The 14031-nt window shown below is 65.0% G+C and carries 14 protein-coding genes; 9 read left to right on the forward strand and 5 right to left on the reverse strand.

The annotated features are described in order from the left end of the window. The first annotated feature begins 91 nt into the window (after window positions 1-91). Complete coding sequence (locus LRS12_RS18050) at window positions 92-1528, forward strand: AMP nucleosidase (RefSeq protein WP_257845874.1); 1437 nt, start codon at window positions 92-94, stop codon at window positions 1526-1528. A 121-nt stretch (window positions 1529-1649) separates the two neighbouring features. After that, entirely contained in the window at window positions 1650-2291 is a 642-nt protein-coding gene (locus LRS12_RS18055; RefSeq protein ID WP_257845875.1) for a hypothetical protein, read from the forward strand. A 59-nt stretch (window positions 2292-2350) separates the two neighbouring features. Here LRS12_RS18055 and LRS12_RS18060 read toward each other — a convergent pair whose 3' ends face one another. Genes LRS12_RS18060 through LRS12_RS18070 form a run of 3 tightly spaced genes read right to left on the reverse strand, consistent with a single transcriptional unit; the run spans window position 2351 to window position 4995 of the window. Beyond that, complete coding sequence (locus LRS12_RS18060) at window positions 2351-4186, reverse strand: M2 family metallopeptidase (protein WP_257845876.1); 1836 nt, start codon at window positions 4184-4186, stop codon at window positions 2351-2353. Window positions 4187-4244: 58 nt separating this feature from the next. Then, window positions 4245-4427, reverse strand: a complete 183-nt coding sequence (locus tag LRS12_RS18065) for an alpha/beta fold hydrolase (protein WP_257845877.1) — start codon at window positions 4425-4427, stop codon at window positions 4245-4247. Next, window positions 4378-4995: an alpha/beta fold hydrolase gene (locus LRS12_RS18070; RefSeq protein ID WP_257845878.1), complete on the reverse strand. Its 618-nt coding sequence runs from the start codon at window positions 4993-4995 to the stop codon at window positions 4378-4380. Before LRS12_RS18070 ends, LRS12_RS18065 begins: the two co-directional genes overlap by 50 nt. 128 nt (window positions 4996-5123) lie before the next feature. Between LRS12_RS18070 and LRS12_RS18075 the strand changes: the two genes are divergently transcribed. From LRS12_RS18075 to LRS12_RS18085, 3 genes are all read left to right on the forward strand, one after another. Further along, a complete protein-coding gene (locus tag LRS12_RS18075; protein WP_257845879.1) occupies window positions 5124-5567 on the forward strand; it encodes a MarR family winged helix-turn-helix transcriptional regulator in 444 nt (147 codons plus the stop codon). Further along, on the forward strand, window positions 5560-6618 hold the full coding sequence (locus LRS12_RS18080; protein ID WP_257845880.1) for an HlyD family secretion protein: 1059 nt from the start codon (window positions 5560-5562) through the stop codon (window positions 6616-6618). Before LRS12_RS18075 ends, LRS12_RS18080 begins: the two co-directional genes overlap by 8 nt. A gap of 142 nt (window positions 6619-6760) precedes the next feature. Further along, window positions 6761-8314: a DHA2 family efflux MFS transporter permease subunit gene (locus LRS12_RS18085; protein WP_257845881.1), complete on the forward strand. Its 1554-nt coding sequence runs from the start codon at window positions 6761-6763 to the stop codon at window positions 8312-8314. Here the strand turns inward: LRS12_RS18085 and LRS12_RS18090 are convergent. Together LRS12_RS18090 and LRS12_RS18095 are read right to left on the reverse strand one after the other, a co-directional pair. Next, on the reverse strand, window positions 8262-8840 hold the full coding sequence (locus LRS12_RS18090; protein WP_257846189.1) for a DUF2238 domain-containing protein: 579 nt from the start codon (window positions 8838-8840) through the stop codon (window positions 8262-8264). The two genes, LRS12_RS18085 and LRS12_RS18090, sit on opposite strands and share 53 nt — an antisense overlap. A gap of 75 nt (window positions 8841-8915) precedes the next feature. Continuing rightward, complete coding sequence (locus LRS12_RS18095) at window positions 8916-9941, reverse strand: aspartate-semialdehyde dehydrogenase (protein ID WP_257845882.1); 1026 nt, start codon at window positions 9939-9941, stop codon at window positions 8916-8918. Window positions 9942-10264: 323 nt separating this feature from the next. On the opposite strand from LRS12_RS18095, the gene LRS12_RS18100 reads away from it, so the two are divergent. The 4 genes from LRS12_RS18100 (at window position 10265) to LRS12_RS18115 (ending at window position 14029) form a co-directional block, all read left to right on the forward strand. Then, window positions 10265-11239, forward strand: coding sequence for an alpha/beta hydrolase (locus LRS12_RS18100; RefSeq protein ID WP_374581542.1), 975 nt, complete (start codon window positions 10265-10267; stop codon window positions 11237-11239). Continuing rightward, complete coding sequence (locus LRS12_RS18105; RefSeq protein WP_257845883.1) at window positions 11236-11727, forward strand: RNA pyrophosphohydrolase; 492 nt, start codon at window positions 11236-11238, stop codon at window positions 11725-11727. Before LRS12_RS18100 ends, LRS12_RS18105 begins: the two co-directional genes overlap by 4 nt. 50 nt (window positions 11728-11777) lie before the next feature. Then, complete coding sequence (locus LRS12_RS18110) at window positions 11778-12719, forward strand: YdiY family protein (protein WP_257845884.1); 942 nt, start codon at window positions 11778-11780, stop codon at window positions 12717-12719. 251 nt (window positions 12720-12970) lie between these two features. Continuing rightward, window positions 12971-14029 carry a DUF47 family protein gene (locus LRS12_RS18115; protein WP_257845885.1) on the forward strand — a complete coding sequence of 353 codons (1059 nt, stop codon included), beginning with the start codon at window positions 12971-12973 and terminating at the stop codon, window positions 14027-14029. Window positions 14030-14031 lie beyond the last annotated feature (2 nt).

A 14031-nucleotide genomic window follows, 5' to 3' on the forward strand; every position in this document is an offset into this window, starting at 1 on the left:
GGCACGCCGGTCCTGTCGGATCTGCGTGCCCCATCATGTCTTGTCCCCATCCTGTCTTGCCAACGTCATCGCGGCAAATTAGCCGTTGAAGATGACACAAGCAGAACAAATCGTCGCCGAACTGGATCGGCTGCACACCGCCTCCGTCACCCGCCTGCGTGAGGCCCTTGATCTCTATCTGACCCAGGGGATCGCCCCGGATCCGGAGCGCCGCACCGACGGCAGCTTCGCCTATCCCGAAATCCGCGTCCGCTATCGCAACGAAGTGGACCGCCCGACCCCGGCGCGCAGCTTCGGCCGACTGGTCGAACCCGGCGACTATGCAATCAGCGTCACCCGCCCCGCGATGTTCGCCGACTATCTGGTCGAACAGCTGACCCTGTTGATCGAGGATTATGACGTCGAGGTCAGTGCGACCACCGGGCGGCAGGAAATCCCCTTCCCCTATGTCATCGACCCCAGCCATGTGCTGAAGATGGATCAGGTGTCGGTGCTCGAACTCGCGCGGCATTTCCCGGCGACCGAGCTGGCGCATATCGGCGACGAGATCGCCGATGGCAGCTGGATCAGCCAGGACGGCACCCGTCCGCTCGCACTGTTCGATGCTCTGCGCACTGATTTCAGCCTCGCGCGGCTGCGCCACTATACCGGCACCCCGACCGAGCATGTGCAGCAGTATATCCTGTTCACCAACTATCACCGCTATGTCGACGAATTCGTCCGCTGGGCGTCGGAGCAGGTTGGCGAAGGCAGCCGCTTTACCGGCGTGTCCGGGCCGGGCGGCATGATTTTCAAGGCCGGCGACGATCCCGAGATGCTGCTGACCGACAGCGCCTGGCGGCGCCACCAGATGCCCGCCTGGCACCTGATGGCGGAGGACGGCAGCGGGATCACGCTGGTCAATATCGGCGTCGGCCCGTCGAACGCGAAGACGATCACCGACCACCTCGCCGTGCTCCGCCCAGAAGCATGGCTGATGATCGGCCATTGCGGCGGCTTGCGCCCGAGCCAGCGGATCGGCGACTACGTTCTCGCGCACGCCTACCTGCGCGACGACCATGTGCTCGACGACGTCCTGCCCCCCGAAATCCCGATCCCCGCGATTGCGGAAGTGCAACAGGCGCTCGCCCGCGCGGCGGAGACGGTGTCGGGCCAGTCGGGCGACGAGCTCAAGCGCCGGTTGCGCACCGGCACGATCGTCACCACCGACGACCGCAACTGGGAATTGCGCTTCTCGCGCTCTGCGCTGCGCTTCTCCTTGAGCCGCGCGGTCGGCGTCGACATGGAGAGCGCGACGCTGGCGGCTCAGGGCTATCGCTTCCGCGTTCCTTACGGCACCCTGCTCTGCGTGTCGGACAAGCCGCTCCACGGCGAACTCAAGCTCCCCGGCCAGGCAAATCGCTTCTACGAGCGCGCAATCGCCGAGCATCTCAAGATCGGGATCGAGACGTGCGAGGAGCTGCGCCGCGAAGGGGCGAAGCTGCACAGCCGGAAATTGCGCGCGTTCAACGAGCCGCCGTTCCGTTAGGTTTTCCGCTCGCGCGGGCCAGTGCTGCAACGTTCCAGTGGAACTGGAACCGGAAAAGATTGACGCGGGAAACCGAATTGCCTCAGGTTGGTTACAGACACGAAACCACTGGAGTTGCGTGATGGCGAAAGCCCCGACCACATCGAACGAAGACGGCACCCCAACCAAGGCCAAGGCTCCGGCCAGGCCGCGCAAGGCCGCCGCCAAGCCCGCCGCCGCCAAGGCGACTGAAGCCAAGGAAGCCGCTCCAGCCAAGGCAAAGGCGCCCACCAAAGCCAAGGCTCCGGCCAAGCCGAAGGCCGCGCCGAAGCCTGTGGCCGAAAAGGCTGTTGCGGAGAAGCCCGCCACGCCGGCCAAGAAGACCACCGCGCCCAAGCCGGCCGCCAAGGCTCCTGCCGTCGCCGACAAGGCCCCGCCACCGCGCCGCACCGCCGCCGCGCGCAAGCCTGCCGCGACGGCAAAGCCGCGCGCCTCGACTCGCAATAGCGCCGCCAGCCGGCCCCGTGCCGCCGTCGAGGCCGCTGCCGCCAAGGTCTCGTCGGCCGCGCAGACTGCCGCGCAGACCGTTACCGAATCAACGCCCGTACAGTTTGTGTCGGAAACGCGCGAGAAGATGGGCGACCGCAATTTCTTCGCGACCGTGATCGGCGGCGTCGCCGCGATCGGTGCGGCGGTCGCGGGTATCTTTTATGCGGTGCAAAAGGGTCAGGGCGGGCCGGAAGATGCCGCCGCGCCCAAGCCCAAGGACAAGGCGGGCAAGTAGCCGCGCTCACCCGTCAAAAGGAAAGGGCCGCCGCGAGCATCTCGGGGCGGCCCTTTCTGTTACCAGCCCGTCGGCTTGCCCTTGTTCTGCTCGTCGAGCCATCCCTTGAGCGGCGCGAAATATTCGACCATCGCCGCGCCCGACATCTCGCGGCTGCCGGTGAACGCCTCGAGCGCGTCGGGCCAGGGCTTGGACGATCCCATCTCCAGCATCGCGTTCAATTTCGCACCGACCTCCTTGTTCCCATAGAAGGAACAGCGGTGAAGCGGCCCTTGCCACCCGGCCTGATCGCACGCCGCCTTGTAGAACTGGAACTGCAGCAGCCGCGCGAGGAAGTAGCGGGTATAGGGCACATTCGCCGGGATATGATATTTCGCGGCGGGATCGAACTTCGTCTCGTCGCGCTTCACCGGCGGGACGATGCCCTGATATTGCAGCCGCAGCGCGTCCCATGCGCCCTGATAGCCGCCCGCCGGAATGCCGCCCGAAAACACGCCCCAGCGCCATTTGTCGATCAGCAGTCCGAACGGCAGGAACGCGACCTTGTCCATCGCCTGACGCAGCAGCAACCCGGTATCCTTGTCCGCGCTCGGCACCTTGCTCTCGTCGAGTAGGCCGACCTGAACCAGATAGTCCGGCGTGATCGACAGCGCCGCAAAGTCGCCGATCGCCTCGTGGAAGCCGTCATTGGCCCCGTCGCGATACAGGATCGGCAGCTTGTTATAGGCGCGCTGATAATAGTTATGCCCCAGCTCATGCTGGATCGTGATGAAGTCGTCAGAATTGACCTTGATGCACATCTTGATGCGCAGATCGTCGACATCGTCGAGGTTCCACGCCGACGCATGGCACTGCACTTCACGGTCGGCGGGCTTCAAGAACTGCGACCGCTTCCAGAACGTCTCCGGCATCGGATCGAGCCCGAGCGAGGAGTAGAACGCCTCGCCGGTCTTCACCATCTTGATTGCGTCATAATCCTTCGCGACCAGCAGCTCGCCAATATCGTAGCCGACATCGCCCGATCCCGGCGGCGCGACCACGTCATAGATATTGCCCCATTCCTGCGCCCACATGTTGCCGAGCAGGTCGGCGCGGATCGGGCCGGTCTTCGACTGAACCGCGTCGCCATATTTCTCGTTGAGCTTCCACCGGACATAGGTGTGCAGCGACTCGTACAGCGGCTTAACTTCGTTCCACAATTTGTCGGTGAGCTTGGCGAACTCCTCCGGCGGCATGTCGTAATTCGACCGCCACATCGACCCGACATCCTTGTAGCCCAGCTCGCGCGCACCCTCGTTCAGCAGCCCGACCGCGCGCTGATAGTCCTGACGCTGCGGCGCACCGACATTGTCGTGCCAGCTGGTCCACATCTCCTTCAGTTCGTCGGGATTGCGATTGGTGCCCATCGCCGCTTCGATGTCGCTGCCGCTGATCGGCTGGCCCTTCAGCGTCCCCTTGCCCGTACCATAGACGGTCTGCATGTCGGTCTGCAGCTGCGAGAGTGCCGACGCTGCGCCCTCGCGCGTCGGCGCGGGCGAGGTGATGCGCGAGCGCAGGATGTTCAGCTGACGCCGCGTGTCGGGCGACAGGCCCTGAACCTTGTCATACTTCGCCGCCTCCAGCGCGAAGCGGACCGCCATCTCGGTCCCCTTCGCTCCGCTCTTCGCGACCAGCGCGGAGGTGTCGTCGTTGATGTAGGTGGCGTACAGCCATGCGATCCGCGCGGCATCGAGCGAGTATTCCTTATACTCGGCCTCGGCGCGCTTCAGGAACGCATCGGCTCCGGCCGGGGTCGCCGCCCCCGCGCTCGGTGCAGCGGCCTTCTGGCTCTGTGCAGCCCCCGGCCCGGCCAGCAACAGGGCGAGCGCGATCGTCGAAATTCCGGTGCGGATCATCAATCCCTCGATTGTCTAGTTTGGATGGCGCGCAACCTGCGCCCGGCCCCCGACCGGGTCAAGCGGTCAGAAATGTTACGATCGCATCGCCCAGTTCGGGCCGCGTCACCGCGCTCATGTGGTTGCCCGGAATCTCGACGAAGCGCGCGTCGGGCAGCATCGCGGCTAGGCCGGTGAACGACCCCACCTCGTCATCCTCCGCCCCCGCGACCACCAGCACCGGCACGTCGAGCATGGCCACCGCTTCGGGCGGCGTATCGACGAACGTATCGAGGATACCGAGCAGTGCCACCGGGTCGCCGCCGGTGGTCTTGAGGAATGCCTGCGACATGAATTCCTTGTCGCCGCGCACGAAGCTGCCGAAGCCGGTCAGCACGCGGCGGAAGAATCCCCGCGCGGCGGCCGGTATCGGTCACCCCCTCGTCGCCCAGCCCCGACAGGATCACCCGCCGCGGCGTCGGCGCAATGCCGCGCGCCAACACCCGCATTGTGGTGCGCGCACCGAGCGAATAGCCGCCCAGATCATAATCGGTCAGCCTCAGATGCGCGATCAGCGCCTCCGCATCCTGCGCCAGCGCGTCGGGCGGATAGGCGGCGGGATCATGCGGTCGCGCGCTGTCTCCATGCGCACGCAGGTCCGGCATGATAACCCGGAACCCCGCATCCACCAGCTTCGCGGCGGTGCCATATTTGATCCAGTTGGTCTGCGCGTCGGAGAAATAGCCGTGGATCAGCACCACCGGCCGCCCCTGCCCCATCTCGCGCCAGGCCAGGGTCTGGCCGTCGAAGCTCTCGAAAGTCTCGGTCATCGCAGTTCTCTGCACCGGATTGGCCCCGCGCGAAAGCGTCGGCGGTTGCGTTGAACGCAATCGAATCAGTCGCAATTCGCAACTTATATCACTAGCATTTTATAAGCAGGCTTATTATGTCGCCGCTTATGACCGACTCACTTGGGTTCTTGATCAGCGACGTCTCCCGCCTGCTCCGCAAGCGCTTCGACGAACGCGCGCGTCTCATCGGCGTCACCCGCCAGCAATGGCGAACGCTCAGCGTGCTCAAGCGGCATGAAGGCAGCAACCAGGGCATGCTCGCCGAACTACTGGAGGTCGAACCGATCACCCTAGGCCGCATGATCGACCGGCTGGAGGAAGCCGGCTGGGTCGAACGCCGCCGCGATCCGGGCGACCGCCGCGTTTGGCGCATCCACCTGACCGACGCCGCCCAGCCGATCCTGCTCCAGCTCAAGTCTATTGCCGACGCGCTGTTTATCGACGCCGCCGAGGGCATCGCTCCCGACGATCAGGCAAAGCTTCACGCGCTGCTCGAACAGCTGCGCGACAATCTCTCGACCGGCCAGTCCAACGAGGCCGCCAATGGCTGAAGCCGACCCCCGCATCGAAACCACGACCGCATCCGAAGCGCCGCCAGCAAAGCCTACGCGTAGTCTGCTCCGCCCCATCCTGATGTTCGGCGTGCCGCTAGTGGTCATCTCCGCCATCGCTTTGTGGTGGTCGCTGTCTGGCGGCACCGTCTCGACCGACAATGCCTATGTCCAGCAGGACAAGGTGTCGGTGGCGAGCGATGTCGCGGGCCGCATCGTCGAGGTCGCGGTGAAGGAAAATCAGAGCGTCAAGGCCGGTGACATCCTCTTCCGCATCGACCCCGAACCCTATCGCATCGCGCTGGCACAGGCCGACGCCGCCATCGCCAATGCGCAGGTTCAGGTGACGACGATGCAGGCCAGCTATGTCGGCACCGGCGCGGACATTCAGGCCGCGCAGGACCGGATCGCGTCGGCGCAGGAGGATTATGCGCGGCAAAAGGCGTTGATGGATCGCGGCTTCACCACCCGCGCACGCTTCGAACAAGCGCAGCACTCGGTCGAACAGGCCCGCGCCAGCTATCAGAGCGCGCTCGCGGATGCACAGGAGGCCCGCGCCAAGCTTTCGAGCGGCAGCGCGGTACCAGGGATCAATCCCGCCATTGCCGCCGCCCGCGCCCAACGTGCCAAGGCGCTGCTCGATCTCGAACGCACCGCACGCCGTGCCCCGGTCGATGGCGTGGTCAGCCAGGCCGACCGGCTTCAGGTCGGCCAGATGATGATGTCGGGCCTGCCCGCCGTCACGTTGGTCCGCTCCGGCGGGTCGTGGATCGAGGCGAATTTCAAGGAAACCGACCTCGCCGACATGCGCGTCGGCCAACCCGCCGAAGTGCGCTTCGACGCCTATCCCGGCCTGAAGCTCAAGGGCCATGTCGCGTCGATCGGATCGCAGACCGGTTCCGAAACCTCGGTCCTTCCGGCGCAGAACGCCAATGGCAATTGGGTCAAGGTGACCCAGCGCGTGCCCGTCCGCATCGCCATCGACGAGAAAAGTCCGCGCCAGCTGATCGCCGGCCTCTCCGCCGAAGTCACCGTCGATACGCGCAAGTAATCCTGATGCGTCTCCCAACCCGTCACCCCCGCGAAAGCGGGGGCCCATCTCCCGGACTGTCGATCCGCCGCACCGGCGCGGTTCGCGGCGCGCTTGGGAGATGGGCCCCCGCTTTCGCGGGGGTGACGATGGGAGCAGTTTGATGGCGACTGCCCCGACTCCTGCCACCGAAGCCGCCCTCCCCGTGCGCAACAAGGGCCTACTGACCTTCGGAGTGATGCTGGCGACGATCATCCAGATCCTCGACACCACCATCGCCAACGTCGCGCTGCCGCATATGCAGACCTCGCTCGGCGCGACGGCCGATACGATCACCTGGGTGCTGACCAGCTATATCGTCGCGTCGGCGATCGCGATCCCGATCACCGGCTGGGTGTCCGACCGGATCGGGTCACGCAACCTGTTTCTGATCTCGATCATCGGCTTCACCGCGGCCTCTGCCCTGTGCGGCGCGGCGCAGAGCCTGGAGCAGATGGTGTTCTTCCGCATCCTTCAGGGGGTTGCGGCGGCATTCATGAACCCGCTCAGCCAGACCGTGATGCTCGACATCAACCGCCCACAGGACCAGCAAAAGGCGATGGCGGTGTGGGGCATGGGCATCATGATCGGCCCGATCCTCGGCCCCGTGCTGGGCGGCTGGCTGACCGAGAACTTCAACTGGCGCTGGGTGTTTTACGTCAACCTGCCCTTGGGCGTGATCTGCCTCGCGATCCTGTGGTGGCTGCTGCCCAGCCGCCCGGTGCGCAAGCGGACGTTCGACATATTCGGCTTCTCCTTGCTCGCGATCGGCATCGGCGCGCTCCAGCTGATGCTCGACCGGGGCCAGCATGCCGACTGGTTCTCCTCGACCGAAATCTGGATCGAGACGCTGATCGCCGGCACCGCGATCTGGATGTTCGTCGTGCATATGGCGATGGGCAAGAACCCGATGTTCGAGCGCAGCCTGTGGAAAAACCGCAACCTCGTCACCGCGCTCGCCTTCATGCAGGTGGTGGGCGTGGTGATGATGGCGACGATGGCGCTGCTCCCGCCGATGCTCCAGACGCTCTACGGATATCCCGTGATCGACACCGGGCTGTTGCTGATGCCGCGCGGCGTCGGCGTGCTGATCACGATGGGGCTGTCGGCGCGGCTGGTCGCGCGGGGAGTCGATCCGCGGCTGCTGGTCGGCACCGGCTTCGCGCTCGCCGCCTGGTCGCTGTGGGACATGACCACCTGGACGCTCCAGATGGGATCGACCCCGTTCATCATCTCGGGACTTGTGCAGGGATTGGGGATGGGCATGATCTTCATGCCGCTCAACGGCATGGCCTTCGCCACCCTCCCCGCGCATCAGCGGACCGAGGCGGCGAGCCTCACCAACCTGTCGCGCAATATTGGCGCGTCGATCGGCATCTCGCTGGTCACAACCATCCTCGCGCGCAGCACGCAAATCAGCCATGCCGACCTTGCCCCGAACATCACGGCGGAACGGCTGCAAACGCTCGACCCGAGTCTGCTCACCAATCTCGGCGGACAGGCAGACACGCTGCTGGCCATGGCGAATGCAGAGGTGACGCGACAGGCGGCGATGATCGCCTATCTCAACGATTTCCACGCGATGATGATCGTCACCGCCGCATCAATCCCGCTGGTGCTCTTCCTCAAGCGTCCAAAGGCCCGGATTGCGAACGATCCGGCTGCGGCGGGGCATTAAGCCAAGGCAGCGGGATCAAACACCCCAGCAGCGCCAGCGCCATATCCTTGGGCGCGTCGAACATGTCGCCCTGCTGGCCGTTATACTGGTCCGCCGCCTCCGGGCTGAGGCCCAGCGTCAGTGTCCATTCGAAAATCTCGTAGAGCGCGCCCAGCGCCAGCACGGCGAGCACCATGAACAGCACCGCCATCCGCCGCGTCAGCCCAGCATGGCGCGTGCCGATCTCGACCAGCGGCGCGGCGAAGCACAGGCCGAAGGCGAAATGGACCAGCCGGTCAAACATGTTGCGGTGGAATCCAAACGTTGCGTCGATACTGACCCCGGTCAGCGCCACGCTCCATGCGTCATAGGGCACGCTGCTGTACGTCCAGCGCGCCGCGAACAAATGGAGGAGAACGAAGGCGCAGCCACAGGCCACGCTGGCATTGTTTAGCGGCCAGCGCCTCAGCGCCCACCAGGCCAGCGGCACGCCAGCCACCACCGGCCCCATCTGCAACCAGGTATTCGGCGGATAGGCCGCCCCCACCGCGCTCAACGGCACGCCCGCAAGGCACGCGAGCAGCCACCAAATTTGCGCGGCGGGGAGACCTGTCAGCAGCCGTCAGCCCTTCTTCAGATGCCGGCGGCCCAACAACTCCGCGATCTGCACTGCGTTCAGCGCCGCGCCCTTGCGCAGATTGTCGCTGACGCACCAGAAGGCGAGGCCATTCTCGACGGTCGAATCCTCACGCACGCGGCTGACAAACGTCGCATAGTCGCCGACGCATTCGACCGGGGTGACGTACCCGCCATCCTCGCGCTTGTCGACCAACATGATGCCCGGCGCCTCGCGCAGGATATTCTGCGCATCCTCCGCCGACAGCTCATTCTCCAGCTCGACATGCACCGCCTCGCTATGCCCCACGAACACCGGCACGCGGACGCAGGTGGCGATCACCTTGACCTTGGGGTCGAGTATCTTCTTGGTCTCGACCACCATCTTCCACTCTTCCTTGGTCGACCCGTCGTCCAGGAAGCTGTCGATGTGCGGGATCACGTTGAACGCGATCTGCTTGGTGAACTTCTTCGCCTCCGCGCTGTCGCCGACAAAGATGTTGCGCGACTGCTCGAACAGCTCGTCCATGCCTTCCTTGCCCGCGCCCGACACCGACTGATAGGTCGCGACGACGACGCGCTTCACCTTGGCGGCATCGTGCAGCGGCTTCAGCGCCACCACCATCTGGGCGGTCGAGCAGTTCGGGTTGGCGATGATGTTCTTGGCCTTGTAGCCGTCGATCGCCTCCGGGTTCACTTCCGGCACGATCAACGGCACATCGGGGTCCATGCGATAGAGCGACGAATTGTCGATCACCGTGCAGCCGGCAGCGGCAAAGCGCGGGGCGTGAACCTTGGTCGCCTCGCTCCCGATCGCGAACAGCGCCATGTCCCATCCGGTCGGATCGAAATGGTCGATATTCTGGATCTTGTACTGTTTCCCGGTCTCGCCGAAATCGACCATGTCGCCGGTCGAGCGCGAGGACGCGAGCACGGCCAGCTCATCGATCGGAAATTCGCGCTCCGCCAGAATGGCGAGCATTTCGCGCCCGACATTGCCGGTGGCGCCTGCGACTACGACACGGTAACCCATCAATAGACCCTTTCATGCGGTCGAGCCGCCCGGAGTACGGGCAGCCACATAGTCATTCTTCGGTGGGAAGTCAGCGCCCGGTTCGGCGCGCTGAGAGAAATGTTTCGCGGCGGATGCCCGGACCCGCGCGACCGGCCTCTAGCGGCGCGTCACGGTCCGGGTGGTGATAATGGCCCGTTTTCGAAACATGGCCGCGCCTCTAGCAGCATGATTGCGCGGAGAACAGCGAAATTCTTCTTTCCTTACGGCAAAGCGCGGGTTGGTCGGTGGACGCGGCGATGCTCCCTCGCCTATGAACCCGGTCGCACGACAGGAGACCTTCCTTGGCCGACCATTTCGTCCGTCCCGACACCCGCGCTTTTCTCGACATGCTGGCCGCGATGCCGGAAATGCCTTGGCCGCCCCACCCCGCCGCCTATCGCGCGCAATATCTGGCGATGAAGGATATGGTCGATCTGCCGCTAGGTGAGCTCGCGACGGTCAAGGACCTCACCATCCCTGGGCCCGCCGGAGATATACCCGCCCGCCTGTTCGATGTGCGCGAGAAGCGCGAACCCGGCCCGGTCGTGGTCTTCTTCCACGGCGGCGGCTTCGTCATCGGCAATATCGACAGCCATGCGAGCTTCACCGCCGAGATGAGCCGCCTGCTCGACCTTCCCGTCGTCTCGGTCGACTATCGCCTCGCTCCCGAAAATCCCTGGCCCGCAGCGTCCGACGATTGCGAGGCAGCGGCGCGCTGGGTCGCCTCCAACCCCGCCGAACTCGGCCGCGCGGTGACCAGCATCGCGCTCGCGGGCGACAGCGCGGGCGGACAGATCGCCGCGGTCGCCGCGAGCGACCTGCGCGACGCACCCGCCGCCGTGCCGGTGATCGGCCAGTTGCTGATCTATCCCGCCGCGGATTTCGGGGGCAGCTACCCCTCCGCCGATCACTTCGCGGAGGGCTATCTGCTCACCGCCAAGGGCATGGCGTGGTTTAACGAATGCTATGCCGCCGATGTCGCGCACCCGCGCGCCTCGCCGATGCGCCATGCAACGCTGGAGGGGTTGCCCCCGGCACTGGTCATCACCGCCAGCCTCGATCCAATCCGGGATCAGGGCCGCGCCTATGCCGGAGCGCTGGCGGCGGCAGGCGTGCCGGTCGTGTTCCGCGAGGCGGTAGGCAATATCCACGGCTTCATCACCTTGCGCCGCGCCATTCCTTCAGCGCAAGGCGACGTCGCCGGGATGCTCGTCGCCTTCCGCGCATTGCTGACCGAGGCCGAGGCGAACCGCGTGATGATCCAGGCGGCGGCATGATCGACCGCGACGCGCTTCCCTATCGCCCCTGCGCCGGGGTCATCCTGCTCAACAGGCAAGGTCAGGTGTTCGTCGGCCAGCGTCTCGATTCGACGCTGGAGGCATGGCAAATGCCGCAGGGCGGGATCGATCCGGGCGAAGACCCGCTCGATGCCGCCTATCGCGAGCTATGGGAGGAAACCGGCGTCGCCCGCAACCATGTCGAACTGCTCGCCGCGCCCGAGATCGAACTGGAGTACGATCTGCCCGACGACCTGCTGGGCAAGGTGTGGAAGGGCAAATGGCGCGGCCAGCGCCAGCGCTGGTTCCTGTTCCGCCTGACCGCAGGGGACGAGGCGATCGACATCGCCACCGCCGAGCCGGAATTCCGTGCCTGGCGCTGGCTTGAGCCGCGCGAGCTGCCCGATGTGATCGTCCCGTTCAAACGCGACCTGTATGTCCGTCTGCTCCACATTTTCGCCCAACCTCTTGGGCTAGAGGTCGATTGATGCAGTGCAGCACTCGATTCCTTAACCAAGAAAGGGTAGTAACCGGTTACATGCGCCGCCTCCTCCCCCTTTTGCTCGCTCCGCTGCTACTTGCCAACGCAGACGTAACCGCATCCGCGCCGCAGGAGGCTCCCCCGCCGCCGCCAAACCAATCGGTCGAACGCTCGTCGGAGGTGAAGGCGATGCTCGACGCCGCGATGAAGGCGGGCGACGAGGGCGCGGTCAATGCGATCGTCAAATATGCCAAGGCCGCCGACAAGGAGCGCGCCGCGCAATTCGAGAAGGCAGCCGCGACCTGGAAGCGCGAACGACGCGAGGCTGCCGAACGCCGCATCCGCGAGGCCAAGTTCCTCGACCTGATCAAGGGGCGCGCCGAACTGGGCGGCTACTTCACCACTGGCAACACAGAAACGCTGGGCCTCACCGGCATTGTCGACTTGAAGCGCGAAGCGCTCCGCTGGCGCCACAAGCTGCGGATCCAGGCCGATTATCAGGAGACGTTCGGGCGAACGGTGCGCGAACGCTATCTCGCTGCCTATGAACCCAACTGGAAGATCGACGACCGCGCCTATGTCTATGGCGCGGCGCAGTTCGAGAGCGATCGGTTCCTGGGATTTGACGAACGCTATTCGGTGTCGGCAGGGGCAGGCTACTCGGCGGTCAAATCTCCGGCGCTGACTCTGGATCTCGAAATCGGCCCGGCGTTTCGCTATACCGATTTCATCACCGCTGCGACTGAACGCCAGATCGCAGCGCGCGGCAAGATCGACCTCGACTGGAAGTTGAGCAAGGGCGTCACCTTCAGTCAGGATGCGTCGGCGTTCGTCGAGCAGCAGAACAGCACGATCACGGGCAAGTCGGCATTGCGCGTGAAGCTGTTCGGCCCCTTCTCGACCCAGATGTCCTATGCGGTGAACTATGAAAGCGCGCCGCCGAACGGGCGCAAGTCGACGGATACTACGACACGCGCGTCACTGCTGGTGGACTTCTAGGTCGCTTTCGGCACCGACCGCTTCCCCACCCGGTCACCCAGCGCCAGCATCCTATAGGTGGCCGGGCGGGGGAGCCGGCCGCTGACGTTTCAGCGAAGCTGAACACAGCAAATGACTGTCACAGTAACTTCACAAGATTGTAACATTCGGCGAAATCGGGCATCGGGCCGCAACCCGGAGCCATCGCCATTCGCCAGATCGCCGCCCTGCCCTATCGTACCGAAGGGACCGCCATTGATGCCCCCGTTCGCGTGATGCTCGTCACGTCGCGCGGCACCGGTCGCTGGGTGATCCCCAAGGGCAATGTCGCGAACGGCACACCGCCACACCTCGCCGCCGCCGAAGAGGCCAAGGAAGAGGCAGGAGTCGTCGGCGCAGCCTGCCCCACGCCGATCGGCGCCTATCGCTATCGCAAGCGGCGCGGCAATGGCGCGCACCTGATGGCCGATGTCGAGGTATTCCCGCTCGCCGTCACCGAAGAACTCGCCCGCTGGAAGGAACAGGACCAGCGCGAACGCCGCTGGTTCACGCTGGAGGAGGCGGCCGACGCGGTCGACGAACCCGATCTCAGCGACCTGATCCGCAGCTTCGGCCCAACCGAATTCAATGCCGCCGCGCGGCGGACGAGCATGCTCGCCGTCGTCGCGCAAAGATCGAAAGCAAGTCAAATGTTTGCGTGGTTTCAGCGCCTTCTTCCCAAGACCGGAAATTTCTTCGATCTGTTCGAGGCGCATGCGGTAACGATCACCGCCGCCGCTGACGCGCTATCGCGCTTGTTCCAGGGCGCAGGCCCGACGCAGGACCATATCCGTGAGATCATGGAGCGTGAGCATGATGCGGACGGCATCATCCGTGAGGTGCTGCAGACGGTCCGCAAGACTTTCCTGACCCCGTTCGACCGCAGCGCGATCACCAGCCTGATCGGTGCGATGGACGACGCGATCGACGAAATGCAGGCCGCCGCCGCTGCGGTCGACCTGTATGAGGTCGATGCGTTCGAGCCCGAAATGCGTGACATCGTCGCCATCATTGTCGATGCCGCGCGGCTGACTGCCGAAGCGATGCCGCTGCTGCGGGATGTCGCGAAGAACGGCGTGCGCCTGCACGAGTTGACCGAGCGCCTGGTGCGGATGGAGGGCCATGCCGACGACATCCACGACGCCGGCGTCCGCCGCGCATTCAAGACCTATGGCGACGATCCGATGAAATTCTTCATCGCGCGCGAGATCTACAAGCATCTCGAGCGGATTACCGACGCGCTCGAGGATGTCGCGAACGAGATCGACGGCATCGTCATCGACCACGCCTGATC

This window comes from Sphingomonas sp. J344 (assembly GCF_024700005.1).
GTDB lineage: Bacteria > Pseudomonadota > Alphaproteobacteria > Sphingomonadales > Sphingomonadaceae > Sphingomonas.